Raw genomic sequence first — 25953 nt, forward strand, 5'->3', positions numbered from 1 at the left:
TAGGTGGGCGGGTGACGACCCATGACGGATACGATTTTTGACGGGCACGATCACGGGCGGTGCCAGGGCATGGCGCTCGACGCGGTCGATGCGCAATGTGCCGCGCGCGGCCTTCGGCTCACGCCAGTGCGTCGCGACGTTCTGGAAATCCTTCTGAAATCGCACCGCGCGCTCGGCGCCTATGATCTGCTCGACGAGTTGAAAGCCCGTGGCCACAAGGCGCAACCGCCGGTCGCCTATCGCGCGCTCGATTTCCTGCTGTCGAACGGGTTCGTGCACAAGATCGAGCAGCGCAACGCCTATGTCGCCTGCTGCCAGCCCGGCAAGGCGCATGCGCCGGGCTTCATGATCTGTCGCGGCTGCGATCTGGTGGCCGAACTGCCGTCGCCCGATCCGCAGGACAGCGTCATGGTGGCCGCCCGCCAGATCGGCTTCGCGGTGGAGCGGACCGTGGTCGAGGCCGAGGGCCTGTGCCCCGCCTGCAAGCGGGAGGAGGAAGAGGCATGAGCCTGATCGACGCGCGCAACGTCATCGTCCGCCTCGGTGACGCGGAGGTGCTGACCGACATCGACTTCCGGATCGACCGCGGAGAGATCGTGACCATCGTCGGCCCGAACGGGTCGGGGAAATCGACACTCCTGCGGGTGCTGATCGGGGCCGAGGCGCCCCATTCCGGCACTGTGGAGCGGGAACGGGGCTTGCGCATCGGCTATGTCCCGCAGCGGCTGGCCGTCGACCGGACCCTGCCGCTGACCGTCGGCCGGTTCCTGCGGCTGAGCGGTGGTACGGCGGAGCGTCGCGCGGACATGCTGGCACGCGTTGGCGCGTCGGGCCTTGGCGACCGGCAGCTTGGCGCCCTGTCGGGCGGTCAATTCCAGCGGGTGATGCTCGCGCAGGCGCTTCTGGTCGGCCCCGATATCCTTGTGCTCGACGAGCCGACGCAGGGGCTCGACCAGCCCGGAGAAGCCGCGCTCTACCGGCTCATCGAGGATGTGCATGCGGAGATCGGTTGCGCTGTCCTGATGGTCAGCCATGACCTCCATGTCGTGATGAGCGCATCGGACCGGGTGATCTGCCTCAACGGACATATCTGTTGCGAGGGCACGCCCACGGTCGTGTCCGAGGCGCCCGAGTATCGCGCGCTTTTCGGGCTCGGGACCGAAGGGGCGCTGGCGCTCTACCGACATGAGCACAGCCACCATCATCATCACGACCATCCCCATGATGCGGCGCATGACCATGCGCATGACCATCATGGCTCGGATGCGGACCGGACCGGAGCCGCCTGATCCATGTTTGACGATTTCCTCTTTCGCGCCGCCGTCGCGGTGACCGGACTGGCGCTGGCTGCCGGCCCGATGGGCTGTTTCGTCGTCTGGCGGCGCATGGCCTATTTCGGTGACGCCACGGCCCATGCGGCGATCCTCGGGGTCGCGCTGTCGCTGGCGCTCGCCATGCCGATCTGGCTCGGCGTGCTCGTGATGGCACTCCTGATGGCGCTCTTCGTGTCGAAACTGTCCGGCCGGACCTTCGCGATCGACACGATGCTGGGGGTCGCCGCGCACAGTGCGCTGGCTTTCGGGCTGCTGGCCGCGGCACTGATCGGCTCGGTGCGGCTCGACCTGATGGCATTCCTCTTTGGCGACGTGCTGGCCGTGTCGGTGAAGGACCTCGCCGTCATCTGGGGCGGGGCGGCACTGGTGCTGGGACTTCTCGCGTGGCGCTGGCGGCCGCTCATTCTTGCGACACTCAACCGCGATCTGGCAACCGCGCACGGGATCGACCCGCGCCGTGAACAGCTTGTGCTGACACTGGCTCTGGCGGTCCTCGTGGCGGTGGCGATCAAGGTCGTGGGTGCGCTCCTCATCACCGCGCTGCTGCTGATTCCGGCCGCGGCGGCGCGGGCGCTGACCCGCGGCCCCGAGGCCATGGCCGTGGTGGCTGTGATCGTGGCGGCCCTGTCCGGGTGGCTCGGGCTCGGTCTGTCGCTGACCGCCGATACGCCGGCCGGCCCGAGCATCGTTGCCGCGGCCGCAGTGCTCTTTTCTCTGGCAGCGCTGGTCGGGACCCGCCTGTCGCGGATCGCCGGACCGCCCATGTCAGAGCGGCTTTAGCCCCTTGCGGAAGCGGGTCATGTTCGCGCGGTAGCGCGCCGCGCCACCTGCCAGCGTTTCCGCATCCTGCGGCGAGAGCGTGCGCAACTGGCGCGCCGGTGCACCGACGAGCATGGCGCGATCCTCGAAGACCTTGCCTTCGGTAACAAGCGCGTTGGCCCCCACGAGGCAGCCCGCGCCGAGTTCCGCGCCATTCAGCACGGTTGCCCCCATGCCGATGAGCGCCCCGTCGCCGATCCGGCATCCATGCAGGATCGCCTTGTGGCCCACGGTCACCGATGCGCCGACATGGACGGGAAAGCCCGGGTCGGTATGGATGACCGCCCCGTCCTGCACATTGCTGTCCGGACCGATCTCGATCGGCTCGCCATCACCGCGCAGGACAGCGTTGAACCAGATGCTGGCGCCCTTGTGCAGGATCACGTTGCCGATCACCCGCGCGCCGGGCGCAATGTAATAGTCGCCATCGTCGGGCAGGGTCGGGGCGACCCCGTCGAGGCTGAAAAGCGTGCCGTCCGTCATGGCGTCACTTGTAGAAGATGTTGCCGCCGAACGTGCCGATGCGCGGCCGCGAGGCGAACCAGCCCGGCGCGATGCGGGCGGAATGGAAGAAGAGCGCCCCGGGCGCGAGTTCGGAGGTCTTGCCCGACAGGACCGCCTTGGCGGTCTGGTCGGTCTGCGCCTTCACCTTCTTGTAGCGGTAATGTTCCGGATTGCCGTCGCATTTGTAGGAGAACTGGCAGCCGCGCCCGGATCCGACACCCTCGGAGATCACACCGCAGATCGTGTTGGGGAACCGTGGGTCGTTCTTGCGGTTGACGATCACCTCGCCTACCGCCTGCTGGCCCTTCACGCTGAAGGCGGCGGCTTCGAAATACATGGCCTCCGACAGGCAGGCCACGTCTTTGGCGGAGAAATCACCGGCCGCACGGGTCGCCTCGGGCGCTTCGGCTGGTGCGGTGGTGCAATTGGAAAGAATCATCGCAGCCGATGCAATGGCTGCCAAGGACATGGAAAAGCGAGACAATTCCGGACTCCGGGCCGTTTCAGATGCCGCACTCTGCCCCAAGTTGACCCACCGGGCAAGTTGCCGGCCCCGCAGGGCCGGCAAACTGTCGCCTATGCGTAATCCTGAACCGCGGTCACCGTCATCTCGGACGCTTCGCGGTCCTGCATGGCGCGGGCCGCGGCGCGGGCGCCGGCGGCGGTCGTGTAATAGGGAATCCGGTCGTAGAGCGCGACGGAGCGGATGTCCCGGCTGTCATTGATCGACTGGACGCCCTCGGTCGTGTTGAAGACCAGTTGAATTTCGCCGTCCTTCAACGCGTCGACGATGTTCGGGCGTCCCTCATGCACCTTGTTGATCAGTTCCGCCGCGATCCCGAGCCCGTCGAGATAGTCCCGCGTGCCGCGCGTCGCCACGATCCGGAAACCAAGGCCGGAGACGATCCGTGCCGCCTCCGCGATCAGCGGACCCTTGTCGTCCTCTTTCACCGAAATGAAGACCGTGCCCTTGGTCGGCAAATCGGTGCCTGCGCCGAGCTGGGCCTTGAGGAAGGCACGCGAGAAGCTGGTGTCGAGGCCCATCACCTCGCCGGTGGAGCGCATTTCGGGTCCGAGCAGCGTGTCGACGCCGGGGAAGCGGGCGAAGGGCAGCACGGCTTCCTTCACCGCCACATGGCCCGGATCGGGATCGGCCAGATCGAAGCCCGAGAGCGGCTCGCCCGCCATGACCCGCGCTGCGATCGAGGCGATCGGCGAGCCGACGGCCTTGGCCACGAAGGGCACGGTCCGCGAGGCGCGCGGGTTCACTTCCAGTACGTAGATCGTGCCGTCCTTGATCGCGAACTGCACATTCATCAGGCCGACCACGTTGAGCGCCAGCGCCATGGCCTCGGCCTGCCGCTTCAGCTCCTCGACGATCTCGGCCGACAGGGAATAGGGCGGCAGGGAACAGGCGCTGTCGCCCGAATGGACTCCGGCTTCCTCGATATGTTCCATCACGCCCGCGATATGCACGGTCTTGCCATCGCACAGCGCATCCACATCCACTTCGACCGCGCCGGCGAGGTAGCTGTCGAGCAGCACCGGACTGTCGCCGGACACGACCACCGCGTCGCGGATGTAGCGTTCCAGCTGTGCGTCGTCGCGCACGATTTCCATCGCGCGGCCTCCGAGCACATACGAGGGGCGGATCACCAGCGGGTAGCCGACCTTTGCGGCGATATCGAACGCTTCCTCGCGCGAGGCGGCAATGCCGTTCACCGGCTGTTTCAGGTCGAGCTCGTTCAGAAGCTTCTGGAACCGCTCGCGATCCTCGGCCAGATCGATCGCATCGGGCGTCGTGCCGAGGATCGGGATGCCCTCTTCCTCAAGCGCGTTGGCGAGTTTCAGCGGGGTCTGGCCGCCGAACTGGACGATCACGCCATGCAGCGTGCCGTTCTCCTGTTCCTTGCGCAGGATCTCCAGCACATGTTCGAGCGTCAGCGGTTCGAAATAGAGCCGGTCCGACGTGTCATAGTCGGTGGAGACCGTCTCGGGGTTGCAGTTGACCATGATCGTCTCGTAGCCCGCGCCGGTGAGCGCGAAACAGGCGTGACAGCAGCAATAGTCAAACTCGATTCCCTGGCCGATCCGGTTCGGACCGCCGCCGAGGATGACGACTTTCTTGCGGTCCGAGGGCCGCGCCTCACATTCTGCGAAGCCCATCGCGTCGGCCTCGTAGGTGGAATACATGTAAGGGGTCTGGGCCTCGAACTCGGCCGCACAAGTATCGATCCGCTTGAAGACCGGCGCCACGTCGAGCGACCGGCGGTGCGCCCGCACTTCCGCTTCGGTCTTGCCGGCCAGATGCGCAAGCCGCGCATCGGTGAAGCCCATGGCTTTCAGCGCCCGCATGCCAACGGCCGACTCCGGCAGCCCGCCCGTGCGCACCGTTTCTTCCTCGGCCACGATCTCGGCAATCCGGTCGAGAAACCACGGGTCGAACTTGGTGACGGCGCGGATATCCTCCATCGGCAGCCCCTCGCGCATCGCCTGCGCGATGAGGCGCAGCCGGTCGGGTGTCTGGGGGGAGATGGCGGCGATGATCGCGGCGTTGCGGTCCTCATCAAGGCCAGGGATCTCGATCTCGTCGAAGCCGCTCAGCCCGGTCTCCATCGAGGTCAGCGCCTTCTGCACGCTCTCGTGGAAGGACCGGCCGATCGACATGACCTCACCCACCGACTTCATTGCGGTGGTCAGGCTGGCTTCGGCGCCGGGGAATTTCTCGAAGGCGAAACGCGGGATCTTGGTCACGACATAGTCGATGCTCGGCTCGAAGCTCGCGGGTGTCACCTGCGTGATGTCATTGTCGAGTTCGTCGAGCGTGTAGCCCACGGCCAGCTTGGCCGCGATCTTGGCAATCGGGAAACCGGTGGCCTTGGAGGCAAGCGCGGAGGAGCGCGACACACGCGGGTTCATCTCGATCACCACCATGCGGCCGTTCTCGGGGTTCACCGCCCACTGGACGTTTGAGCCGCCGGTTTCCACGCCGATCTCGCGCAATACGTTGATCGAGTGGGTCCGCATCAGCTGATATTCCTTGTCGGTCAGCGTCAGGGCCGGGGCCACGGTGATCGAATCGCCGGTATGCACGCCCATCGGGTCCACATTCTCGATGGAACAGACGATGATCGCATTGTCCGCCGTGTCGCGGACAACCTCCATCTCATATTCCTTCCAGCCGAGCAGGCTTTCATCGACAAGGATCTGGCCGACGGGGGAGGCATCCATGCCCGACCGGCAGATCGCCATGTAATCCTCGCGATTATAGGCGACCCCGCCGCCGGTCCCGCCGAGCGTGAAGGCGGGCCGGATGATCGCAGGCAGGCCGATATCGTCGAGCGCTTTCATTGCTTCGGCGACGCCGGCGGCAATGTCGAACTTTCCGTTTTCAAGCTTGGGCGCGGTCACAATCGTGGCGCGCGGGTTCTCGATCCCGAGCCGGTCCATGGCCTCGCGGAAGAGCTTGCGGTCTTCGGCCATCTCGATCGCGTCGCGCTTGGCGCCGATCAGTTCCACACCATGTTCCGCGAGCACGCCGAGATCGTCGAGCGCCAGCGCGGTGTTGAGGCCGGTCTGGCCGCCCATGGTCGGCAGGAGCGCGTCGGGCTTTTCCTTGGCGATGATCCGCGCCACCACCTCCGGCGTGATCGGCTCGATATAGGTTGCGTCGGCCATGTCCGGATCGGTCATGATCGTGGCCGGGTTCGAATTGACCAGGATGACGCGGTAGCCCTCCTCGCGCAGGGCCTTGCAGGCCTGTGCGCCGGAATAATCGAACTCGCAGGCTTGCCCGATGATAATGGGGCCTGCGCCGATGATCATGATGGAGGAGATGTCTGTTCTTTTCGGCATGCCGGTCCCGCCTTTTCGGCCCCGACCGTGGAAGGTCCGGGGCTCGGTATCGTCCCAGTGAAGCAAATTGCGCTGGTTATAGTCGGACCGGCCCCCGTTGCAAGGTGCGGTGGGGGATAATCGGCCGCCGGACACGGAAAATTTTGACCGCACCGGACGGGATCACAGGCTCCGCCCCGATCCTGCCTCTGGCCTCGGGGCACGTGCGGCGCTATCTGGGGCGCAGGGAAGCGAGAAATCCGGTGTCCGGCACATGACCGACGTGACGATCAGGTTTGATTCTGGCCCGGACGGGGCGGCGCTGGCCTTTGGCGTGCCGGAAGCGCGCGTGACGGCTTGGGCGCCTGACGGCTTGGGCGCGGCGCTGACGCTGGCGCGGGACCTGCAGGCGCGCGGCTTCTGGCTGGCGGGCTTTGCCTCCTACGAGCTTGGCTATGTGCTGGAACAGAAGCTGGCGCCGCGCCTGCCCGAAGGGCGCCGTGTTCCGCTCCTGTCGCTGGCGGCCTATCGCGCGCCGCTGGACCGACCGCCGGATCTGCCGGCCAGCGACCTGCCGCCGCTCGATCTGGTGCCCCGTTGGGACCGCGACCGCTATGCCGCCGCCTTCGGGCAGATCATGGACTATATCGCGGCGGGCGACATCTATCAGGCGAACCTCACCTTTCCGCTCGACGGCCGATTCGCGGGCGATCCGCTGGCGCTCTACGGTGCATTGGCCGCCCGCCAGCCGGTGCCGCACGGGGCCTATGTTGCGCATGACCCGTCGGTGACGCTGCTGAGCCGGTCGCCCGAGCTTTTCTTCGAGATCGACCGTGCTGACGCGTCCGGCAATCGGACCATCCGCACCCGCCCGATGAAGGGCACGGCGCCGCGCATGGATGATGACGTGCAGGATATGGCCCGCGCCGAAGGGCTGGCGCAGGACCCTAAGAACCGTGCGGAAAACCTGATGATCGTGGATTTGCTGCGCAATGATTTCAGCCGCATCGCGCGGCCGGGGTCGGTGCGCGTGCCCGACCTGTTCAAGGTGGAGCCCTATGCGACCGTGCACCAGATGGTGTCGACGGTGGAGGCTGACTTGGCGCCCGAGGCCGATCTGGCGGCGATCTTCCGCGCGGTCTTTCCCTGCGGTTCGATCACCGGCGCGCCGAAAATCCGGGCCATGGAGATTCTGTCGGACCTGGAACCCCGGCCGCGGGATGCCTATTGCGGCGCGATCGGCTGGCTGGCGCCGGACGGGCGGGCCTGTTTCAACGTCGCCATCCGCACCCTTGCGCTTTATCCCGGGGGCGATCTGGTGCTCAATGTCGGCGGCGGCGTCGTCGCGGACAGCACCGCCGACGCCGAATATGAGGAAGCCCTGTGGAAAGCCCGCTTTACCAGCCCCTGCCCGCCGGCCTGATTCTGATCGAGACGATGCGGCGCGAACCGGACGGAACCATCCCGCGCCGCGCGCTCCATCGGGGGCGGCTCTGCCGGAGCGCGGCGGCGCTTGGCATCGAAACGGCGCCGGAGCGGTTTGACGCAGCAGTGGATGCCCACCCGTCCGCGGGCACGGCCGAGCGGGTGCGGCTGACGCTCGACCGGGCAGGCCGGTTCGCGGTGACCGTCGCATCGGCGCCGGAGGCGGCCCGGCTCTGGACTGTTGCACTTCATTCCGAGCGGCTCGACGCGCGCGACCCGTGGCTGCAGGTCAAGACGAGCGAGCGCCATCTCTACGATCGCGCCCGCGCGGCGCTGCCTGACGGGGTGGACGAATATCTATTTGCCAATCGCGACGGGAATCTGGCCGAGGGCACGATCACCAATATTTTCGTCGATCTGGGGCAGGGGCTTGTCACGCCGCCCCTGTCGAACGGATGCCTGCCCGGCATCCTGCGGGCGGAGTTGCTGGAGACCGGTCAGGTGCGTGCGGCGCCGGTGCCGATCGAGGCCCTCAAGGATGCGCGCGCGCTCTATGTCGGGAACAGTCTGCGCGGTCTGGTCCGCGCGCGTCTGCAGCCAATGGACGGATGACCGCCGCCCCGGGGTGCTTCCCTTGACATTTCGGGCGCAAACCTGTGTATCGGGCGGCAGATTTTCCGGCGTGCGGTCTGCGCGCCGTTTCGTGTTTTCAAAGGACGTCCATCCATGCATGCCTATCGTTCGCACAATTGTGCCGGCCTGACCAAAGCCAATGTCGGCGACACTGTCCGCCTGTCGGGGTGGGTTCATCGTGTCCGGGACCATGGCGGCGTGCTTTTCATCGACCTGCGCGACCATTTCGGCATAACGCAGGTGCTGGCAGATGGCGACAGCCCGGTCTTTGCCGAGCTGGAGAAGGTGCGCTCGGAATGGTGCATCCGCATCGACGGCACGGTCAAGGCGCGTGACCCGGAACTGGTGAACCCCAACATTCCGACCGGCGAGATCGAGGTCTACATCCGTGATCTCGAAGTGCTGGGCGCTGCGGACGAACTGCCGCTGCCGGTCTTTGGTGAACAGGACTATCCCGAAGAGACGCGGCTGAAATACCGCTATCTCGACCTGCGCCGCGAGACGCTGCAGAACAATATGGTGCTGCGCTCCAACGTGGTCGCCTCGATGCGCAAGCGGATGTGGGACAAGGGCTTCAACGAGTTCCAGACCCCGATCATCACCGCTTCCTCGCCGGAGGGTGCGCGCGATTTCCTCGTGCCCTCGCGCCTGCATCCGGGCAAGTTCTACGCGCTGCCGCAGGCGCCGCAGCAGTTCAAGCAGCTGATCATGGTGTCGGGCTTCGACAAGTATTTCCAGATCGCGCCCTGTTTCCGGGACGAAGATCCGCGCGCCGACCGGTCGCCGACGGATTTCTACCAGCTCGACATGGAAATGAGCTTCGTCACCCAGCAGGACGTGTTCGACACGATCGCGCCGGTGCTCGCCGGCGTGTTCGAGGAGTTCGGCGGCGGCCGCAAGGTGGACGCGCCGCAGGACTGGCCGCAGATTTCCTATCGCGATGCCGCGCTTTGGTACGGCACCGACAAGCCCGACCTGCGCAACCCGATCAAGATGCAGATCGTGTCCGACCATTTCCGCGGCTCGGGCTTCGCGATCTTTGCCAACCTTTTGGAGCAGGACGGCACCGAAATCCGCGCGATCCCGGCGCCCAAGGGCGGCAGCCGGAAATTCTGCGACCGGATGAACAAGTTCGCGCAGGGCGAAGGTCTGCCCGGCATGGGCTACATCTTCTGGCGAGAGGGCGCGGATGGCATGGAAGCGGCCGGACCGCTTGCCAAGAATATCGGCCCCGAACGGACCGAGGCGATCCGCCAGCAGCTCGGGCTGGAGGTGGGCGACGCGGCCTTCTTCCTCGGCGGCAAGCCGAAGAGCTTCGAATCCGTGGCCGGGCGTGCGCGCACCGTCATTGGCGAGGAACTGGGCCTGACCGACAAGGACCGGTTCGCCTTTGCCTGGATCGTCGACTTCCCGATCTACGAGAAGGACGAGGAAAGCGGCGCGATCGATTTCGAGCATAACCCCTTCTCCATGCCGCAGGGCGGGATGGCGGCGCTCGAGGGCGATCCGCTCGACGTGCTGGGCTTCCAGTATGACCTGGCCTGCAACGGCTACGAACTGGTGTCCGGCGCGATCCGGAACCACAAGCCGGAGATCATGTACAAGGCCTTCGAGATTGCGGGCTACGGCGCGGACGAGGTGAACAGCCGCTTCGGAGGAATGGTCAACGCGTTCAAATACGGTGCACCGCCGCATGGCGGCTGCGCGGCGGGCATCGACCGGATTGTGATGTTGCTCGCCGACGAGGCCAATATCCGCGAGGTTATCATGTTCCCGATGAACCAGCGGGCCGAAGACCTGATGATGAACGCGCCGTCGGAACCGACCAACGAACAGTTGCGGGAACTCGGATTGCGGGTCATTCCGCAGGACTGACAGGGGGCGCACCGCTGCGCCGCGGCGCGCGGCGAAAGAGACCGGACAAGACGGGGCAGGGGCGAAATCGCGCTTCTGCCCCTTTTTTGTGCTATGCTGCCTCTATTCGGCCGGAAGAGCCGGCGGAAATAAAGGGAGCAGATCATGGATATCGTGGGCTTTATTATCTGGCTGTTGATCGGTGCTATTGCCGGTTGGCTGGCCGGGCAGATCATGAAGGGCTCGGGCTTCGGCCTGATCGGGAACATCGTTGTCGGGATTGTCGGCGCTGTGATCGGCGGTTGGCTTCTAGGGTCACTGATTCCTCTGGCAGGCTATCTGGGAACCATCGTCTACGGCACGATCGGTGCCGTGATTCTTCTGGCGATCATCGGGCTGTTCAAGAAAGCCTGAACCCGCGCGATGCGCCCGCCGGGCCGGGCGCATCCGATGGAAAAACAAGCGGCGGCCGCGCAATGCGTGGCCGCCGTTTTCATATCCGCAACTCAACCCGAGGTGGTGTTCAAGTCAGTGAAATAAGGGTATGGGCGCAAGCCCGGATTCCAATTGTGCTGTTTCGCACACAAAAATCAGCATTTCTGCATTTTTTGGTTGCGAGGGCGCGGGTGTGCAGATACAACAATTCTACGAACAGTTTAGCGAGTATCCGGTGTATTCAGGGGCTGTTCGGGATGAAGCCAAGAGTTGAGCCCTGACTTCATCCCGCTTGTGACAAGCAGTGTTTCGATTTCGCGCAGTCGTATTTGTGGGGGCAATTCAACGGCGTGAAATCTGAGTAGCCCAGTAGACTGTCTTGAACACCCCGTCAGCCTAGGCAGGCGGGGTGTTCGCATTGTGACCCGATTGTGGCAAGAAAGTGGCGCGCGGCATTTTTGCCAGCTAATCGCAGCATTTCAGCAGAAAATTAATGGAAAATTAGGGCTTCCTGGTGCCCTCTGGGGCGCTATGGCCGTCAGCCAGCGCACCGGCTCGAAGGGGTGGAGATAGTTGCCAAAGCCCCTTTGCCCCCACAAAAAAGACTTTGGCAACTACACAACAGCCTTGCTCAGACCCCGGATCGGGCGCGAAGCCCACTCCACGTTCCGTCCGGGTAGGTTCGAAAACCCCATCCCCACAAGAACTGTTTTCCCACAATCGTTACGCACTCCACACACTTATGTTGCTACATCCCGCGTCAGGGGAGCGCAATCAAAAAATGCAAAAATGCTGATATTTTTTCGAAATTCTGCACTTTTCGTGCGGGTCGCCCCTGCCGGAACGGCGAAACGGCCCCTCCGGCAAACCGGATAGGCCGTTTTCAATCAGGAATTGCAGGTCGGAGCGTCAGCCCGCCCAGGCTTGCGCCCCGTCGCCCTGCGGCAGGTCCGCCTCGTCGAGGCCAAGGGCCGCCAGCGTGTCCGCACGCCCGCGCGCATAGGCCTTGCGCAGCTCTTCCGCCAGGTCGAACCCTTTCCAGTCGGCATCGCGCGGCTGCAGTTTCGACGAGGTCATCGTGTCTTTCGAAATCATGATATCCCCATAAAAAATAAATTGCGGCTATCGGTCAGGATTGCTTTGAAAAAAGGCAAATCTTTGTCGCGTTCATGGTCAGAAGGTGATCCGTCCGCAATTCGGACGGACATGTCTGTCCCTGAAACGTCCCCACATCAAACCGCAATTTTCCCCATTTGAGCAAGCGAGACCATACAGATGACCCTGGGTCAACGCGGTGGCGAATCTCACAATCTTGCCGAAATCGGCCGCCGGCTTTCCCGCGGCCAGTGGATCAAGGAGCTGGAATCAGTCGGGAATCTCGATCATCAGCGCCAGCCAGTCGGCTGTGCCGATCCGGGTGCGCGGGCCCAGTGCTGTTGCACGATAGCCCCATTTGGGAACAAGTATCAGGCTCGCCGGGCGGCTGATCAGCAGGATCCGGTCGCCGCCCTGATGCTGCACGAAGCGCGCAGCGCGCGCCAAGAGCGCCTTGAAATGCACCGCGTCCCCGCCCGAAATCGCGCGCGACAGCTCCCACGCGCCCTTGTCGGTCGGCGCATGTTCGGCCAGCTCCCGCGGGATGCCCGGCAGGATGCCGCGATGCGCATCGCGGATCGTATAGCTGAATTCGACCTCGCCGAACCGGTGCGCACCGTCGCAGCGGATCAGGCGGCAGCCGCCCGTGCAGGTGCCGCCTTCTTCGCGCAGCAGCATAAGCGAGCGCGGTCCGTCATACTGGTCCCACTCGTAGCCTCCGTGATTGGGCAGCGTCCACGTGAGCCCGTCGACAAAGACATTCTTGCGGAGCTGGTGATAGTCGCGGAGCAGGCGCGTGTGATGCGCGTCCATCCATTTGACGATCCGGTAGTCACCAGTCTGGGGGTCGGTACTGGTATCAAAGCCCACGTTCGTCGATGTCCTTCGGTTTGGGGGTTGGGGTCAGATCAGGCCCGCACGGCGGGCATGGGCGATGGTGTGAAAGATGGTGCTGAAACGGCTGTCCTGAATGGCCTTCTTCTTGCGTTCGCGCACCGCGCGGAGCGACAGGTCGAGCGCCTCTGCGATCTCGGTGTCGTTCAGCCCTTCGGCGGCTTTCTGGAGGTAGCTGATTTCCTTAGGCGACAATTCTGGCGCGGCGTCATCGAGCGGCCCGCCAGCAAGCGCCGAGACCATGGCGCCAACCGTCATCGCATCCGCGTCCGACAGGTCGATCCGGCCGAAAAGGATGCAGACATCGGTGGCCTCCCCGCGCGGGGACAGGATCAGCGTGCCATCGGCCCAGCCGAAGCCTGCCGCGATCCGTCCGGCCTCCGCCGCATCCCCGTCGGCGCCCGGCCAGCGGACGCAATGCACAGTTGCGCGGTCCCGGTCGGCAACCAGCGGGTCCACAAGTCTGCAAATATCGTCGAGTGTGTCGGGAAGTGCGGCGGCGCCGCCTTTGAGCAGAAGCCGGGCCTGTTGCCCTGTTCCGGCGTCGCGAATGACCGCATAACCGCCGGGAGCCAGGCCATCCAGCCGGCTCGACACCACCGATTGCAAATCAGACACGTCCACCCTCCCTCTGACGGGCTTGTCATTATTGCCGCTTACACCGCGGTCCCGTGAATACGCATTACACTTTATAAATCAAATCAATAGCGCCGTCTTCGGTCGGGAGCCACAGCCCCTGCGAGCAACCGGTCAGGGGTGGTGATAGTTCTTGGAACGCAGGAGATCCTGCAATGAATTGAGCGCATCGGTCTGGATGCGGGCTTCGACTTCCAAATCCGCATTTGTGACGGAATCGCTCTGAGCGCCGTCCAGAACATAGGCCAGCGACACGTCGAGCGCGTCGCAGATCGCGCGCACCCGGTCCATGCTCGGCTTGGCCTTGCCCGAAAGAACGTTCGAGATGTAATCGCGGTGCAACCCCAGATCCGTCGACAGGTGCGTGACCTTCACGCCCTTCAGATGGATTGCCGAAGCAAGTCTGGTTCTCCAGGCCTCACTCTCGCTCATTACTCAACCTTCCCACAAACACCAATAATGCAAAAATACTGGTTTTTTCCAGCATTGACAACTTTCTTGTAGGGCCTCGCAGCAGCCCCTTCCTGAGAAACCGCAAGCTTCCGTAAACGTCAATCAATGGCGCATTGCAACCGGAGTGCCGCGCCCAGTGACATTCCAGATGTGATAATTCGCACACATTTTATCCGAATGGATGTGCGCGCGCGGGCGCTATCGACCGGAGCGGGTAGGGCGCTCGGGCCAACCCGGTGCAGCATCCTTTTCCCCCGCCCGGCGGCGGAGCGCGGCGCGGATCTCCGGCCCATCCGCATCGAGCATCGGCGCAGGTTGCGGTCGCGCCAGATCGTGGGCGGAGAAGCGGATCGGGTTGCGCACCATGGTTGCCGGTGCCCCTTCCGGCGCATCGTCCGGGCGCGGCACGGCCATGCCGCGATGGCGGGCCTGTTCGGTATCGAACGCCTCGGCGATTGTGCGGATCGGACTGCCCGGCACACCGGCGCGGTCAAGCAGCGCCATCAGCGCATCGCGGCTGAGGGAGGCCACTTCCGCCGCGATCAAGGCGACCAGTTCGGCGCGATGGGTGACGCGGTCGGCATTGCGGGCAAAACGCGGATCCGCGGCCCAGTCCTTGCCCATCTCGCGGGAGAGGCGGGCGAACTGCCCGTCATTGCCGCAGGCGATCACGAAGGGACCGTCCGCTGCCTCGAACGTCTGGTAGGGCACGATATTGGGGTGGCTGTTGCCGAGCCTTTTCGGGCTTCGGCCCGACACGAAATAGTTGGCGGCCTGATTGGCGAGCACCCCCATCTGCGCATCCATCAGCGCCATGTCGATATGGGTGCCCCGGCCCGTCGCGTCGCGCGCCCGGAGCGCAGCCTGCACCGCGATCGTGCCGTAAAGGCCGGTGAAAATGTCGGCATAGGCAACGCCGGGTTTGGTGGGTGGCCCGTCCGGTTCACCGGTGATGTCCATGATGCCGGACATGGCCTGGATGATGAAATCATAGCCAGCCCGGCCCGCATCCGGCCCGTCCTGTCCGAACCCCGTGACGGAACAATAGACAAGGCCCGGTGTCTCTGCCGACAGGGTCGCATAGTCGAGCCCGAATTTTGCCAGCCCGCCCACCTTGAAATTCTCGATCAGCACATCGGCGCTTCGCGCCAGGTCACGCACCAGCGCCAGATCATCCGGGTCGCAGAAATCGAGCGCGATCGAGCGTTTGTTGCGGTTGCAACTGTGATAGTAGGCCGCTGTCCCGTCCTCGGCGAAGGGCGGGCCCCAGCCGCGTGTCTCGTCACCGCCGGGCGCTTCCACCTTGATCACATCGGCGCCGAGGTCGGCCAGTGTCTGACCGATCCACGGACCGGCGAGCACACGTGCCAGTTCCAGAACCCGAATGCCGTTCAATGGCGCCTGCATCGCTCGCACCCCTCCTGCCCGTCGATTGCCCGACAGAGCTATCATGCGGCAGCGCCGCGCGTCAGTCCCAATCGCACGCGGGCGTCATGCGCGCCGCACGTCGCGCGGGCGTGACGCTGCGCCACCTGCGCAACAGGGGCAAGAAGCTGGGCGGATGCACCTTGTCGAAGCGCAGGTGCCGCCCTATGTCGGACGGATGAAAAGGCTGGGCGCTCTGCTGAAAAAGGCGCCACGGGTGTCCGTGGTGCGGCTCGATGGTGTGATCGGGGGCGGTGGCCGCCTGTCCGGTGGCGGACTGACGGATGCGGCGCTGGCGCCGGTGCTGGAGCGTGCGTTCAGCCGGGGCAAACCGGCAGCGGTCGCACTGTTGGTGAACTCGCCCGGCGGTTCGCCCGCGCAATCCTCGCTCATCGCCGCTCGGATCCGCCATCTGGCGGAAAAGCATGAGGTGCCGGTCCTTGCCTATTGCGAGGATGTTGCCGCTTCGGGGGGCTACTGGCTCGCTTGCGCGGCGGACGAGATCTATGCCGACCCCAATTCCATCCTCGGCTCCATCGGCGTGATTTACGCAGGCTTCGGCTTTGCCGACCTGATCGCCCGCTACGGCGTGGAACGGCGGGTCCATACGGCGGGCGAGAGCAAGAGCCTTCTTGACCCGTTCCGGCCCGAGAAGTCGGAGGACGTGGCCCGGCTGACCAGCCTGCAAACGGACATCCATCAGGGCTTCATCGACTATGTGAAGGCGCGGCGCGGCGACCGGCTTGCGGACACGGACCTGTTCACCGGCGACATCTGGGTCGGACGCGGCGCGGTCAATGTCGGGCTTGCCGACGGCGTGGCTCACGCGGTGACCGATCTGGTGGAGCGGTTCGGACCGGATGTGAAACTGGTTCCGCACGGCCGGAAACGGTCCATCTTCAAGCGTCTGGGCGCGCAGATCGTTGCCGACGGTCTGGCCGGGCTCGAAGATCGTGCGCTCTGGGCGCGCTACGGGCTGTGATGCGATGATCGTAAAGGCCGTCTTCCTGTTCCTGATCGCCATTGCCGTCCTCGGCATGTTCGGAAAGCTGCGCATGCCGCGCCTTCCGGGGGCGAAAGGCCCTAAATTCGTCACCCGGACCTGCAAGGCCTGCGGCGCACCCGTGCCCGGTGGCGGCACCTGCCCCTGTGGACGGAACCGCTGACATGGGCCGCAGCTCCAAATTTCGACTGAAGGGTCCTGCATGAACCTCGTTCTGGTGATGGCCGGTCTCGGCATTCTTCTGCTGGCCGGCGACAGTCTGGTGCGCGGGGCCGTGGCATTGGCGCTCAGGCTGGGCATCCCGGCGCTGATCGTCAGCCTGACGATCGTCGCGTTCGGGACCTCGGCGCCCGAACTGCTCGTCTCGGTCCAGTCAACTCTCGAAGGCGTGCCGGGGCTTGCCGTGGGCAATGTGGTCGGGTCCAACATCGCCAACGTGCTGCTCGTGCTTGGCGTGCCGGCGCTGATTTCGGCCATCGACACGAAAGGATGCGAATCCGCCCGCAGCTATATCCAGATGCTGGGCGCGACGGTCATCTTCATCATCCTCTGTTTTCTCGGCCCGCTCCATATCTGGCACGGGGTGGTGCTGTTCGGGCTGTTCCTCGCCATGCTCTATAGCGGGTTCGCGGAGGCCAAGAAGCACCGCGACAGCGCCTGTGCGCCTGCCGATGCCGAATTGGCAGAACTGGAAGAGGGCGCGACCGGACTGAGCGGTTTCCGCATCGCGGTCTATATCATCCTCGGCCTTGTCGGCCTGCCGCTCGGCGCGCAGCTTCTGATCGACGGGGCCATCGGCATCGCGGTGAAATATGGCGTCTCTGATGCGGTGATCGGGCTGACGCTCGTCGCCTTCGGCACCTCTCTGCCGGAACTGGCGACCACTGTTATGGCCGCGATCCGCAAGCAGGCCGATGTGGTCATGGGCAACGTGATCGGGTCGAACATGTTCAACCTGCTCGGTATCCTTGGCATCACGGCCTTCTTCGGCCCACTGCCGGTCGAAGGATCGTTCCTGACGCTCGACCTCTGGGTCATGCTGGGCGCGTCGCTTCTGCTGATCCCCTTCGTCTTTCTGGGCTGGCGGATCAACCGGCTCTGGGGGCTGGCCTTCTGCGCGGCATACGGGCTTTATGTGGCAAGGCTTCTGCAGGTGGCCGGCTGACGGGCATCCGCGTCGCACCTGTCGGACGTAATGGCAGTGGAGGAGGTTCGGATGGTCAAGGCAGCCCTGATCACCGGCGGCGCACAGCGTCTCGGCGCGGCGATGGCACGGCATCTGGCGCGTGAGGGCTGGGCGGTGGCGGTGCACTATGCAAGCTCGTCCGACGCAGCCGAAGCTCTGGTGACCGAACTGCGCGACGCTGGCACCACGGCAGAGGCCCTGCAGGCTGACCTGTTGCAGGACGCAGAAGTTGCCGAACTGGTGCCGCGTGCGGCGACGGCGCTCGGGATGCCGCTGTCGCTTCTGGTGAACAATGCGTCCATCTTCGAGCATGACCGGCTCGACACGATGACCGGGGACAGCTGGACGCGGCACATCGGCTCGAACCTCAAGGCGCCGGTCTTCCTGTCCCAGGCATTCGCGGCCCAGGCCCCGCGTGCCGCGCGCGATGCGGCGGGCGAACCGGTGGCGCAGGCGGTGATCGTCAACATGCTCGACCAGAGGGTGCTGAAGCCGACACCGGAATTCATGACCTATTCGCTGGCCAAGGCCGGACTCTGGGCCTTCACGCGGACCGCGGCGCAGGCGCTCGGCCCCGACATTCGCGTGGCGGGCATCGGCCCCGGTCCGACATTGCAAGGCGAGCGCCAGTCGCCGGAGCATTTCGCGCGGCAGCGTGCCGCGACCATTCTCGAACGCGGATCGGACCCGTCGGAAATTTGCGCCGCCCTTGATTTCATCCTCAAAACGCCGGGATTCACCGGGCAGATGCTGGCGCTCGATGGCGGTCAGCATCTGGGCTGGCAGACCCCGGACGTGCTCGGTGTGGAGTGAGTTCGGGACCGCGCGGAAAGCTGCAATTTTTTTCGTTTTCCACCTATCTCGCGCCGCTCACATTCCTGTGACAGATTTGTAAATGATTTCATTAATTTAGAAGGCGTACCAAAAAATAATGTTTGAAAACAATGGCTTGAAAAGATGCCTATTTTCTATGCAAGTCACCAATTTGCCAACAATGCTTGGCTGAATCCGCCATCACGAGAAGTTACACCCAGACTTATCCACAGGAATCGTGGACAGGAAATTTCTTGAATTCGTAACCTGAAACGGGCAGCCCAACGGAGAATCATGGCCGGCGACGAGAAACCAGACACGGAATTGGCACAGGCAGCTGCCGCACCGCTCGATGAAGAGGGGAAACCGGCTGCGCCCGACGGTCTGACCGGTCACCGACTGATCCGGGACTATGTCCGCAAGCTCGACAATTCGCCGGGCGTCTACCGGATGCTCGATGCGCAGGGCGCGGTGCTCTATGTCGGCAAGGCGCGCAACCTGAAGAAACGCGTATCCTCCTATGCCAAGCCCACGGGCCACAGCGCGCGGATCGGGCGGATGATCACCGCCACCGCCGGGATGATGTTCCTGACAACGCGGACGGAAACCGAGGCGCTGCTTCTGGAGCAGAACCTCATCAAGCAGCTGAAGCCGCGCTACAATGTGCTGTTGCGCGACGACAAGAGCTTTCCCAACATCCTGCTGACCACCGACCACGAATATCCGCAGGCCAAGAAACATCGCGGCGCGCGCAAGGCGAAGGGCGACTATTTCGGCCCATTCGCATCGGCCGGCGCGGTGAACCGGACGCTGAACCAGCTCCAGAAGGCGTTTCTTTTGCGCAACTGCACCGACTCGATGTTCGAGAGCCGCACGCGCCCTTGCCTGCAATACCAGATCAAGCGCTGCGCCGCGCCTTGCGTCGGTCTGGTGTCGCCCGGCGACTATGGTGCATTGGTCGATGATGCGCGGCGGTTCCTGACGGGCAAATCGACCAAGGTGCAGGCCACGCTTGCAGCCGAGATGGCAGAGGCCAGCGCCGCGATGGAGTTCGAACGCGCCGCGGCGCTGCGCGACCGCATCAAGGCGCTGACACAGGTGCAGGGCGCGCAGGGCATCAACCCGCGCGGGGTGGCCGAGGCCGATATCGTCGCGCTCCATGCGGAGGGGGGTCAGGCCTGCGTGCAGGTCTTCTTCATCCGTGCACACCAGAACTGGGGCAACCGCGCCTATTTCCCGCGCATGGTGGCCGATGCCGAACCGGGCGAGGTGCTGGAGGCATTCCTGGCCCAGTTCTACGCCACAAAGACGCCGCCGCGCATGGTCCTGACCAATGCCCCGCCCGACAATGCCGACCTGCTGGCCGAGGCGCTCACCGCCAAGCGCGAGCGCCGTGTCGTCATTGCCGTGCCGCAGCGCGGCGAGAAGCGCGAACTGGTGGAAAATGCCGAACGCAACGCGCGCGAGGCGCTGGCCCGCCGCATGGCCGAGAGCGCGAGCCAGCGGAAGCTCCTCGACGGTCTGGCTGAAGCCTTCGCGCTCGACACGCCGCCCGAGCGGATCGAGGTCTATGACAACAGCCACATTCAGGGTGCGCACGCGGTCGGCGCGATGATCGTGGCCGGGCCCGATGGGTTCCGGAAATCGGACTATCGCAAGTTCAACATCAAGTCGCAGGACCTGACACCGGGCGACGATTTCGGGATGATGAAGGAAGTGCTCGACCGGCGCTTCCGCCGTCTTCTGAAGGAAGACCCCGACCGCAAGTCGGGCAATTGGCCCGACCTCTTGCTCATCGACGGCGGGGCCGGGCAAGTATCTGCCGTTGCGGCGGCGCTGGCCGAGCTCGGCGTGGAGGATGTCGCCATCGTCGGGGTTGCCAAGGGTGTGGACCGCAATGCCGGCAAGGAGGAGTTCCACCGCCCCGACGCACGGCCCTTCGCATTGCCGCATCGTTCGCCGGTCCTCTATTTCATTCAGCGGCTGCGCGACGAGGCGCACCGCTTTGCCATCGGCACCCACCGCGCGAAACGGTCGAAAGCGATCGGCGCATCGCCGCTCGACGAGGTGCCGGGCGTGGGCGCGACCCGCAAACGTGCGCTGCTGGCCCATTTCGGTTCGGCCAAGGCCGTGTCCCGCGCGGCACTGGCCGACCTGACGGCGGTGGACGGGATCTCCCAGGCGATGGCCGAGACCATCTACAACCACTTTCATGCCGAGGGGTGAGGGGCGGCCGCGCATTCCGTGCTTCCCCCGCCACGGCCTGCCCGTTAAAACGGGCCGGACAGACGACTGACCAAGCGAGCCCATTGAAGGACGTGCCATGCGGTGGACCATCCCCAATATCCTGACGGTCATCCGGCTCCTTGCGGCGCCGGCCGTGGCGCTCTCCTTTGCGGTTTTTCCGCGCCCCTTTGCCGATCTGCTGGCGGTGATCCTCTTCGTCGGGGCGGCGGTGACGGACTATCTCGACGGCTATCTGGCGCGGCGCTTCGACTGGGGCACGAGTTTCGGCAAGATGCTCGACCCGATTGCCGACAAGGCGATGGTGATCATCGCGCTGACCGTGGTTGTGGGGGTCATGGGCATGACGCCGCTCATCATCGTGCCGGTCGCGGCGATCCTCCTGCGGGAAGTGTTCGTCTCCGGCCTGCGCGAGTTCCTCGGGGCCGATGCGGCGCGGCTACAGGTCACCAAGCTCGCCAAATGGAAGACGACCGTCCAGATGATCGCGATTCCGGTTCTGATGGTGTCGAATCTGTTTGCATGGATGGCGATCATGGCCTTCAACCAGTTGGGCGTGGAGGCCGGCGAAGCCGTCCTGTCCGGTGCCGCGCCCGATGATCTGGGGCTGCTCGCGGCGCACCAGCTTGCCAGCTGGACCCGCTGGCTGGGGCTGGCGATGCTGTGGATCGCGGCCGGACTGACGCTCGTCACCGGTTTTGACTATCTGCGCAAGGCCATGCCCTTCATGCGCGAGCGGGAAGGGTAGGGGCGATGCGGGTGCTCTATTTCGCCTGGATCCGCGAACGGATCGGCCTGTCGCAGGAAGAGGTCTCCTCCGACGCAGCAACCGTGGCCGATCTGGTGGCGGAGTTGCGCGCGCGGGAAGAGCGTTACGACCTGGCCTTCTCCGACATGGCGTCGGTGCGGGTTGCTGTCGATCAGGAACTGGCCGGGCTCGATGCGCCGCTCGACGGCGTGCGCGAGGTGGCCTTCTTCCCGCCGATGACCGGGGGCTGAGATGGCTGTCCGGGTGCAGGAGGCGGATTTCGATCTCGGCACGGAAGTAGCGCGGCTGACCAGCGGCAACACTTCGATCGGCGCGCTCGTCACGTTCACCGGCCTCGTGCGCGACCTTGGCGGCGCCGATGCGATCTCGGCGCTGGAACTGGAACATTACCCGGCCATGACAGCTGCTGCGCTGGAACGGATCGAGGCCGAGGCTTGCGCGCGCTGGGCGCTGCAGGAGAGCCTCATCATCCACCGCTACGGGCGGCTGGAGCCGGGCGCGCAGATCATGATGGTCGCGACCGCCGCACCGCATCGGGGCGATGCGTTCGCCGCGGCCGAGTTCCTGATGGACTTCCTGAAATCGCGCGCGCCCTTCTGGAAAAAGGAACACGGGGCTGACGGGGCCCGCTGGGTCGATGCCCGCGAAAGCGACGAAGCCGCCCTCAACCGCTGGACCTGACCCTAGGTCAGCTTTTCCGTCAAAGCGTATCAATCCGCACATCGCCGGACCGGGTTCGGGCGCATACTGCACCTGTCCCCGATAAAGCGATGGTGTGAGACATGCGTAAGAATTTCCTGTTGGCCGGAACGGTTGCGGCAACCCTGATCCCGGCGGCCATTTTCGCGGAGCAGAAGCCCGCGACGGATGCCTGTCACGCGGCGGCCGAAGCGGCCAATGCGGTGGCTCTGCATATGGACGAAAACGGACATTGTGTGGTGGTTGCCAAGAGCAGCCGCTCGGCGGTGACCGCTGAACCGGCCGGCTATCCTGACCGGATGCCAGCCATGGTGGTGAATGTCGGTTTCTGACAGATGATGCGGCGGGCCGGCCGGCCCGCCTGATGCGACGCGCGTGTGTATTGCGTCGCCTGCAGGACAGCGAACCTGTCCGGATCGCGCGGCGCGCGTGGGCGTTCAGTTGCCCTCGCGTGCCGCCAGCGCGTGATTCGCGGCTTCAAGTTCGCGGCGGACCGATCCGAGCGTCTCGAACGTGGCGGCCAGTTCGGCCTCTGTCTGGCTCAGCTTCTTGTGCAGGTCCACTTCGACCGAGACGAGTTTCGCCTCGGCCATTTTCTGCGCTTCCTCGGCGGCAAGCAGACGCGCCGCCATGTCGCCCTGCGCCGACGGGTCACCCCGGTTGGCGCGGTTGAGGCGGCTGAACATCCACCGCAGGCACCATCCGACAAGAACCGCCAGGAACAGGGTTCCGGCAATGGTGTAGGTCAGGGCCGTGCTGTCCATCAGTTGCTCTCCGTCTGTGTGTCGTCCGTCGTCGCGTCGCTATCTTCTGCCGCGGCGGTGTCCGCATCCGCGTCCCCGGCGTCTGTTTCCGAGCCGTCCCCGCCATCGTCCGACCCGTCTGCACCATCCGCTTCTGCACCATCCGCTTCGGCAGCATCGGCTTCCGCCGCCGGATCGGTGCCGCCGGTGACGTCCGTATCGGCCGCGTCTCCTCCGTCGGCATCCCCTTCCGGGTCATCCTCGATCAGGGTGAACTCGATCCGGCGGTTGATCTGGCGGCCTTCCTCGGTGCCATTGTCGGCGATCGGCACCGCCTCGCCATAACCCTTGGCGGTCATCGAGCTTGTCGGCACCTCGCGCTCCAGAAGCGCGTCGAGCACCGCGTCGGCGCGGCGCTGGCTCAGCGCCTGGTTCGACAGTTCGCCACCCTGGCTGTCCGTGTGGCCGGCCACCTCGAACGGTGCGCCGGGGCAGAGCCGCAGAACGGCGGCGATCTCGTCGATCACCTGCTGGCTTTCCGCGTCGATCTCGTCGGACGAGGGGGCGAAGGTGATCTGCCGGACGTTCAGGATCTCCTCGATCAGCAATCCGCAATCGGTCTGGTCGGGCTGGGCTTCCTCGACCACCAGCGCGGGGTCGAAGACGACCGAGGTGGTGAAGCGCGCGTCGGCCCCGAGCCGCAGGCGCAGCACGTCCGACATTTCCTCGTCGATCGATTCGCTCGCGGACCGGCCCGACACGGACACATTGCCCGGCGTCACGATCAGCTGGCCGGAATTCAGGAGCGACAGGGCTTCGATCCCGCTCAGCACCCGCCCGGGCCAACCGGCGGGCATGTCGGCGATCACCCGGGTCCGGTCCTCGACCTGGCCGAAGCCGAAGAGCGAGGCGGCATAGGTCTCGACCGCCTTCTGGCTCATGCTGTCCTGGATCGAACCGCGCAGGATGACCGTGCGCTCGGGCGTCAGTTCGGCCACGAAGGTCGGCACCGACACGCGTCCGCCGGGATTGGTGGAATCCTCCGGCTCGGGCAGCGTGGCCGACAGAGAGAAGAGCGGCGGCAGCGCGGCGCGCAGGTCTTCGGTCACCTGCGCAAATTCATCGGGATCGGCGCCGAGCGGCCCGTCGAGCACCACATCCGTGTCGCGGAAGGTGATGCTGCCCCCGCCGAGCGATTTGACCGCCGAGATGCCGAGCCCGACTGCCTGCGGCCAGAGCGGCGTCGGGGCGCCAAGACCCACCCGGCAGGCGGGCGGGGCGAGCGTGCCTTCGCCGGCAGCCGTGCGCAGGATACGGTTGCGGCCCTCTTCGGTGAGCGCGACACAGGGCGCCAGTTCGCCGGTCCCGTCCTCCAGCCTGTAGGTCAGTTCGAACGGGGTGATGACCGGCCGCGGGGCCGAGATATTGAGCGCCAGTTCCACCGATTCGGGCCGCAAGCCGTTCAGCTTTGCCGACAGGTCGCGCCGCTCGGCGTCCGACAGGGCCACAGCGGAGACGATGACCCGCCCCGGCGTGATGCTGATCTTGGTGCGGTCCAGTTCGGCCAGAAGCTGGAGGCCGAAATCGAGGCTGTCGCCCCAGCCGTCCGGCACGTCATATTGCGCCTCGTCGAGCATGTCGGTCACGTCGGAACTGCCGAGCGCATCGAGCGCGGACATGACCGGTCCGCGGCCATTGTCGGTCGGCACCAGCCCGATCAGCGACACTTCATTGAGGTTGCGCAGGATTTCCAGCGTGAATTCGGGGACATCCGTGTCCACTTTCGGCGCAATCGTCACCTCGTCGACGATCCGCCGCGCGCTGACAAGCTGCAGGGCGATTTCGCGGGCGCGGAAGCGGCGCCCCTCATCCTGCGCCTCGCCGCTCAGCCGGACAATGGACCCGTCGGTGTCGACCTTGGCCCAATCCTCGCCGGCGGCGCGCAGCGCGGTGGTGATGCGCGCCTGTGTCGTCGTCTCGATATGGGCGACCGTGCGGGTCGCGATATAGTTCGCGGCCAGCGCACACAGGGCCAGCGACACGAGGGCAAAGAGCGGAGCGATGAAACGCATGGAATCTCGATCTGGGTCAGTCCAATCGCGCGGACACTATGAGAAGCCCCCCCGAGGTTCAAGCAACCTGCGGTCCCGCGATCGCGTTACAGCAATCCGGCGCCGATGAAGAGCAGGGCCGGGATCAGCCCGGCGGTGCGGTTGGTGCGGAAGAGCCGCAGGCAGGTTGCCGGGTCGTTGATCCGCAGGCCCGACAATTGCCAGGCTAGGTGCCAGCCGAAGCCCCATGCTGCGGCCAGTCCGACAAGGGCGGGCACGACGCGGCCGTCCGGGATGGTCACGCCGAGCACGGCCACACCCATCAGCGTGACGGAGACCACGAGGAACAGAAAAAGCCATCGCGGCGTGTTGTCGGCAAAGAGCCGTGCGGTCGACTTGACCCCGATCAGCGCGTCATCCTCCCGGTCCTGATGCGCATAGATCGTGTCATAGAAGAGCGTCCATGCAATCGCCGAGAGGTAAAGCGTCAGCGGCGCCCAGGACAGGCTGCCCGCATGGGCCGCCCAGCCGACAAGGATGCCCCAGTTGAACGCGATACCGAGGAACACCTGTGGCCACCATGTGAATCGCTTTGCAAAGGGATAGATCGCGACCGGTCCGAGCGCGGCGATGCCGAGTGCGATCGTGAACGGGTTGAACGTCAGAAGAATCATGAAGGCCAGAAGCGCCTGCGCGGCCATCCAGACAAGTGCAGCCTTCGGGGACACCTGCCCGGACGGCAGCGGGCGCGAGCGCGTCCGCTCCACCGCGCCGTCGATATGGCGGTCGGTATAGTCATTCCATGTGCAGCCCGCGCCGCGCATCAGGAACGCGCCCGGCACACAGGCCAGCGCCACCCAGAGGTCGCTCCAGCCGGCCGATCCGGGATTGGCCATCAGCGCAAGCCCCAACCCCCACCAACAGGGCAGGAGCAGCAGCCACGTGCCGATCGGCCGGTCGGCGCGGGACAGGCGCAGATAGGGCCGCGACCATGCCGGACACCAGCGGTCGACCCAATTGTCGGGCGGTGCATCGGCAACCTGCCCATCGGCCCTTCCATCCGGCTGGCTGTCTGGCATAGTTTCTGGCGACGTCATGGAGTGT

At 65.1% G+C, this 25953-nt stretch carries 27 protein-coding genes; 16 read left to right on the plus strand and 11 right to left on the minus strand.

The window, feature by feature from the left end; translation table 11 throughout:
* Positions 1 to 21 precede the first annotated feature (21 nt).
* The 3 genes from GSH16_RS15025 to GSH16_RS15035 are packed head-to-tail and all read left to right on the plus strand — an operon-like array spanning position 22 to position 2114.
* The gene (locus GSH16_RS15025) at positions 22 to 507 is read left to right on the plus strand and encodes a transcriptional repressor (protein ID WP_160856437.1); all 486 of its coding nucleotides are present in this window, start codon (positions 22 to 24) and stop codon (positions 505 to 507) included.
* On the plus strand, positions 504 to 1289 hold the full coding sequence (locus GSH16_RS15030; RefSeq protein WP_160856438.1) for an ATP-binding cassette domain-containing protein: 786 nt from the start codon (positions 504 to 506) through the stop codon (positions 1287 to 1289). The genes GSH16_RS15025 and GSH16_RS15030 overlap by 4 nt, the downstream gene beginning before the upstream one ends.
* Before the next feature lie 3 nt (positions 1290 to 1292).
* Positions 1293 to 2114, plus strand: coding sequence for a metal ABC transporter permease (locus GSH16_RS15035; RefSeq protein ID WP_160856439.1), 822 nt, complete (start codon positions 1293 to 1295; stop codon positions 2112 to 2114).
* Here the strand turns inward: GSH16_RS15035 and GSH16_RS15040 are convergent.
* From GSH16_RS15040 to carB, 3 genes are all read right to left on the minus strand, one after another.
* Complete coding sequence (locus tag GSH16_RS15040; protein ID WP_160856440.1) at positions 2100 to 2636, minus strand: gamma carbonic anhydrase family protein; 537 nt, start codon at positions 2634 to 2636, stop codon at positions 2100 to 2102. The two genes, GSH16_RS15035 and GSH16_RS15040, sit on opposite strands and share 15 nt — an antisense overlap.
* Before the next feature lie 4 nt (positions 2637 to 2640).
* Positions 2641 to 3096 carry a cell wall hydrolase gene (locus tag GSH16_RS15045; RefSeq protein WP_160856441.1) on the minus strand — a complete coding sequence of 152 codons (456 nt, stop codon included), beginning with the start codon at positions 3094 to 3096 and terminating at the stop codon, positions 2641 to 2643.
* A gap of 137 nt (positions 3097 to 3233) precedes the next feature.
* Positions 3234 to 6512, minus strand: a complete 3279-nt coding sequence (carB, locus tag GSH16_RS15050) for a carbamoyl-phosphate synthase large subunit (RefSeq protein ID WP_160856442.1) — start codon at positions 6510 to 6512, stop codon at positions 3234 to 3236.
* A gap of 253 nt (positions 6513 to 6765) precedes the next feature.
* On the opposite strand from carB, the gene GSH16_RS15055 reads away from it, so the two are divergent.
* From GSH16_RS15055 to GSH16_RS15070, 4 genes are all read left to right on the plus strand, one after another.
* Positions 6766 to 7914, plus strand: coding sequence for an aminodeoxychorismate synthase component I (locus GSH16_RS15055; RefSeq protein ID WP_160856443.1), 1149 nt, complete (start codon positions 6766 to 6768; stop codon positions 7912 to 7914).
* Positions 7875 to 8528 carry an aminotransferase class IV gene (locus GSH16_RS15060; RefSeq protein WP_328803250.1) on the plus strand — a complete coding sequence of 218 codons (654 nt, stop codon included), beginning with the start codon at positions 7875 to 7877 and terminating at the stop codon, positions 8526 to 8528. Before GSH16_RS15055 ends, GSH16_RS15060 begins: the two co-directional genes overlap by 40 nt.
* Before the next feature lie 114 nt (positions 8529 to 8642).
* A complete protein-coding gene (gene aspS, locus GSH16_RS15065; protein ID WP_160856444.1) occupies positions 8643 to 10424 on the plus strand; it encodes an aspartate--tRNA ligase in 1782 nt (593 codons plus the stop codon).
* A 144-nt stretch (positions 10425 to 10568) separates the two neighbouring features.
* Positions 10569 to 10817: a GlsB/YeaQ/YmgE family stress response membrane protein gene (locus GSH16_RS15070; protein ID WP_160856445.1), complete on the plus strand. Its 249-nt coding sequence runs from the start codon at positions 10569 to 10571 to the stop codon at positions 10815 to 10817.
* A 930-nt stretch (positions 10818 to 11747) separates the two neighbouring features.
* Here the strand turns inward: GSH16_RS15070 and GSH16_RS15075 are convergent.
* From GSH16_RS15075 to GSH16_RS15095, 5 genes are all read right to left on the minus strand, one after another.
* The gene (locus GSH16_RS15075; RefSeq protein ID WP_160856446.1) at positions 11748 to 11933 is read right to left on the minus strand and encodes a hypothetical protein; all 186 of its coding nucleotides are present in this window, start codon (positions 11931 to 11933) and stop codon (positions 11748 to 11750) included.
* Between the two features lie 270 nt (positions 11934 to 12203).
* Entirely contained in the window at positions 12204 to 12803 is a 600-nt protein-coding gene (locus GSH16_RS15080; RefSeq protein ID WP_160856447.1) for an acyl-homoserine-lactone synthase, read from the minus strand.
* 33 nt (positions 12804 to 12836) lie between these two features.
* Complete coding sequence (locus GSH16_RS15085) at positions 12837 to 13445, minus strand: helix-turn-helix transcriptional regulator (protein ID WP_160856448.1); 609 nt, start codon at positions 13443 to 13445, stop codon at positions 12837 to 12839.
* A gap of 132 nt (positions 13446 to 13577) precedes the next feature.
* Positions 13578 to 13895: a helix-turn-helix domain-containing protein gene (locus GSH16_RS15090; protein WP_160856449.1), complete on the minus strand. Its 318-nt coding sequence runs from the start codon at positions 13893 to 13895 to the stop codon at positions 13578 to 13580.
* Between the two features lie 219 nt (positions 13896 to 14114).
* Positions 14115 to 15323, minus strand: coding sequence for a CaiB/BaiF CoA transferase family protein (locus tag GSH16_RS15095; RefSeq protein ID WP_160856450.1), 1209 nt, complete (start codon positions 15321 to 15323; stop codon positions 14115 to 14117).
* Positions 15324 to 15519: 196 nt separating this feature from the next.
* Here GSH16_RS15095 and GSH16_RS15100 point away from each other — a divergent pair, with 196 nt between their 5' ends.
* The 9 genes from GSH16_RS15100 to GSH16_RS15140 all read left to right on the plus strand — a co-directional run bounded on the left by GSH16_RS15100 (position 15520) and on the right by GSH16_RS15140 (position 22387).
* Positions 15520 to 16323, plus strand: a complete 804-nt coding sequence (locus tag GSH16_RS15100) for a S49 family peptidase (RefSeq protein WP_160856547.1) — start codon at positions 15520 to 15522, stop codon at positions 16321 to 16323.
* Positions 16324 to 16327: 4 nt separating this feature from the next.
* Positions 16328 to 16507, plus strand: coding sequence for a hypothetical protein (locus tag GSH16_RS15105; RefSeq protein WP_160856451.1), 180 nt, complete (start codon positions 16328 to 16330; stop codon positions 16505 to 16507).
* Positions 16508 to 16546: 39 nt separating this feature from the next.
* Positions 16547 to 17509: a calcium/sodium antiporter gene (locus tag GSH16_RS15110; RefSeq protein ID WP_160856452.1), complete on the plus strand. Its 963-nt coding sequence runs from the start codon at positions 16547 to 16549 to the stop codon at positions 17507 to 17509.
* A gap of 51 nt (positions 17510 to 17560) precedes the next feature.
* Positions 17561 to 18343, plus strand: coding sequence for an SDR family oxidoreductase (locus GSH16_RS15115; protein WP_160856453.1), 783 nt, complete (start codon positions 17561 to 17563; stop codon positions 18341 to 18343).
* A gap of 294 nt (positions 18344 to 18637) precedes the next feature.
* Positions 18638 to 20569, plus strand: a complete 1932-nt coding sequence (gene uvrC / locus GSH16_RS15120) for an excinuclease ABC subunit UvrC (RefSeq protein ID WP_160856454.1) — start codon at positions 18638 to 18640, stop codon at positions 20567 to 20569.
* A gap of 97 nt (positions 20570 to 20666) precedes the next feature.
* Positions 20667 to 21335 (plus strand): CDP-diacylglycerol--glycerol-3-phosphate 3-phosphatidyltransferase, encoded by a 669-nt coding sequence (gene pgsA / locus GSH16_RS15125; protein ID WP_160856455.1) that lies wholly within the window; start codon positions 20667 to 20669, stop codon positions 21333 to 21335.
* Positions 21336 to 21340: 5 nt separating this feature from the next.
* Positions 21341 to 21586 (plus strand): molybdopterin converting factor subunit 1, encoded by a 246-nt coding sequence (moaD, locus tag GSH16_RS15130; protein ID WP_160856456.1) that lies wholly within the window; start codon positions 21341 to 21343, stop codon positions 21584 to 21586.
* Between the two features lies 1 nt (position 21587).
* Positions 21588 to 22037: a molybdenum cofactor biosynthesis protein MoaE gene (locus GSH16_RS15135; protein ID WP_160856457.1), complete on the plus strand. Its 450-nt coding sequence runs from the start codon at positions 21588 to 21590 to the stop codon at positions 22035 to 22037.
* A 101-nt stretch (positions 22038 to 22138) separates the two neighbouring features.
* Positions 22139 to 22387: a hypothetical protein gene (locus GSH16_RS15140; protein ID WP_160856458.1), complete on the plus strand. Its 249-nt coding sequence runs from the start codon at positions 22139 to 22141 to the stop codon at positions 22385 to 22387.
* A gap of 105 nt (positions 22388 to 22492) precedes the next feature.
* On the opposite strand, the gene GSH16_RS15145 is transcribed toward GSH16_RS15140, so the two are convergent.
* The 3 genes from GSH16_RS15145 to ubiA form a co-directional block, all read right to left on the minus strand.
* Positions 22493 to 22819, minus strand: a complete 327-nt coding sequence (locus GSH16_RS15145; protein ID WP_160856459.1) for a hypothetical protein — start codon at positions 22817 to 22819, stop codon at positions 22493 to 22495.
* Positions 22819 to 24870, minus strand: a complete 2052-nt coding sequence (locus GSH16_RS15150; RefSeq protein ID WP_160856460.1) for an OmpA family protein — start codon at positions 24868 to 24870, stop codon at positions 22819 to 22821. Before GSH16_RS15150 ends, GSH16_RS15145 begins: the two co-directional genes overlap by 1 nt.
* Before the next feature lie 86 nt (positions 24871 to 24956).
* The gene (gene ubiA, locus GSH16_RS15155; RefSeq protein WP_235913263.1) at positions 24957 to 25946 is read right to left on the minus strand and encodes a 4-hydroxybenzoate octaprenyltransferase; all 990 of its coding nucleotides are present in this window, start codon (positions 25944 to 25946) and stop codon (positions 24957 to 24959) included.
* Positions 25947 to 25953: the final 7 nt, after the last annotated feature.

This window comes from Oceanomicrobium pacificus, assembly GCF_009833495.1.
Taxonomy (GTDB): domain Bacteria; phylum Pseudomonadota; class Alphaproteobacteria; order Rhodobacterales; family Rhodobacteraceae; genus Oceanomicrobium; species Oceanomicrobium pacificus.

Bases quoted from the DNA above. Each gene is read 5' to 3' on its own strand.
- GSH16_RS15025 (WP_160856437.1), top strand. From the start codon at position 22: ATGACGGATACGATTTTTGACGGGCACGATCACGGGCGGTGCCAGGGC.
- GSH16_RS15030 (WP_160856438.1), top strand. From the start codon at position 504: ATGAGCCTGATCGACGCGCGCAACGTCATCGTCCGCCTCGGTGACGCG.
- GSH16_RS15035 (WP_160856439.1), top strand. From the start codon at position 1,293: ATGTTTGACGATTTCCTCTTTCGCGCCGCCGTCGCGGTGACCGGACTG.
- GSH16_RS15040 (WP_160856440.1), bottom strand. From the start codon at position 2,636: ATGACGGACGGCACGCTTTTCAGCCTCGACGGGGTCGCCCCGACCCTG.
- GSH16_RS15045 (WP_160856441.1), bottom strand. From the start codon at position 3,096: ATGATTCTTTCCAATTGCACCACCGCACCAGCCGAAGCGCCCGAGGCG.
- carB (WP_160856442.1), bottom strand. From the start codon at position 6,512: ATGCCGAAAAGAACAGACATCTCCTCCATCATGATCATCGGCGCAGGC.
- GSH16_RS15055 (WP_160856443.1), top strand. From the start codon at position 6,766: ATGACCGACGTGACGATCAGGTTTGATTCTGGCCCGGACGGGGCGGCG.
- aspS (WP_160856444.1), top strand. From the start codon at position 8,643: ATGCATGCCTATCGTTCGCACAATTGTGCCGGCCTGACCAAAGCCAAT.
- GSH16_RS15070 (WP_160856445.1), top strand. From the start codon at position 10,569: ATGGATATCGTGGGCTTTATTATCTGGCTGTTGATCGGTGCTATTGCC.
- GSH16_RS15075 (WP_160856446.1), bottom strand. From the start codon at position 11,933: ATGATTTCGAAAGACACGATGACCTCGTCGAAACTGCAGCCGCGCGAT.
- GSH16_RS15090 (WP_160856449.1), bottom strand. From the start codon at position 13,895: ATGAGCGAGAGTGAGGCCTGGAGAACCAGACTTGCTTCGGCAATCCAT.
- GSH16_RS15095 (WP_160856450.1), bottom strand. From the start codon at position 15,323: ATGCAGGCGCCATTGAACGGCATTCGGGTTCTGGAACTGGCACGTGTG.
- GSH16_RS15100 (WP_160856547.1), top strand. From the start codon at position 15,520: ATGAAAAGGCTGGGCGCTCTGCTGAAAAAGGCGCCACGGGTGTCCGTG.
- GSH16_RS15105 (WP_160856451.1), top strand. From the start codon at position 16,328: ATGATCGTAAAGGCCGTCTTCCTGTTCCTGATCGCCATTGCCGTCCTC.
- GSH16_RS15110 (WP_160856452.1), top strand. From the start codon at position 16,547: ATGAACCTCGTTCTGGTGATGGCCGGTCTCGGCATTCTTCTGCTGGCC.
- GSH16_RS15115 (WP_160856453.1), top strand. From the start codon at position 17,561: ATGGTCAAGGCAGCCCTGATCACCGGCGGCGCACAGCGTCTCGGCGCG.
- uvrC (WP_160856454.1), top strand. From the start codon at position 18,638: ATGGCCGGCGACGAGAAACCAGACACGGAATTGGCACAGGCAGCTGCC.
- pgsA (WP_160856455.1), top strand. From the start codon at position 20,667: ATGCGGTGGACCATCCCCAATATCCTGACGGTCATCCGGCTCCTTGCG.
- moaD (WP_160856456.1), top strand. From the start codon at position 21,341: ATGCGGGTGCTCTATTTCGCCTGGATCCGCGAACGGATCGGCCTGTCG.
- GSH16_RS15135 (WP_160856457.1), top strand. From the start codon at position 21,588: ATGGCTGTCCGGGTGCAGGAGGCGGATTTCGATCTCGGCACGGAAGTA.
- GSH16_RS15140 (WP_160856458.1), top strand. From the start codon at position 22,139: ATGCGTAAGAATTTCCTGTTGGCCGGAACGGTTGCGGCAACCCTGATC.
- GSH16_RS15145 (WP_160856459.1), bottom strand. From the start codon at position 22,819: ATGGACAGCACGGCCCTGACCTACACCATTGCCGGAACCCTGTTCCTG.
- GSH16_RS15150 (WP_160856460.1), bottom strand. From the start codon at position 24,870: ATGCGTTTCATCGCTCCGCTCTTTGCCCTCGTGTCGCTGGCCCTGTGT.
- ubiA (WP_235913263.1), bottom strand. From the start codon at position 25,946: ATGACGTCGCCAGAAACTATGCCAGACAGCCAGCCGGATGGAAGGGCC.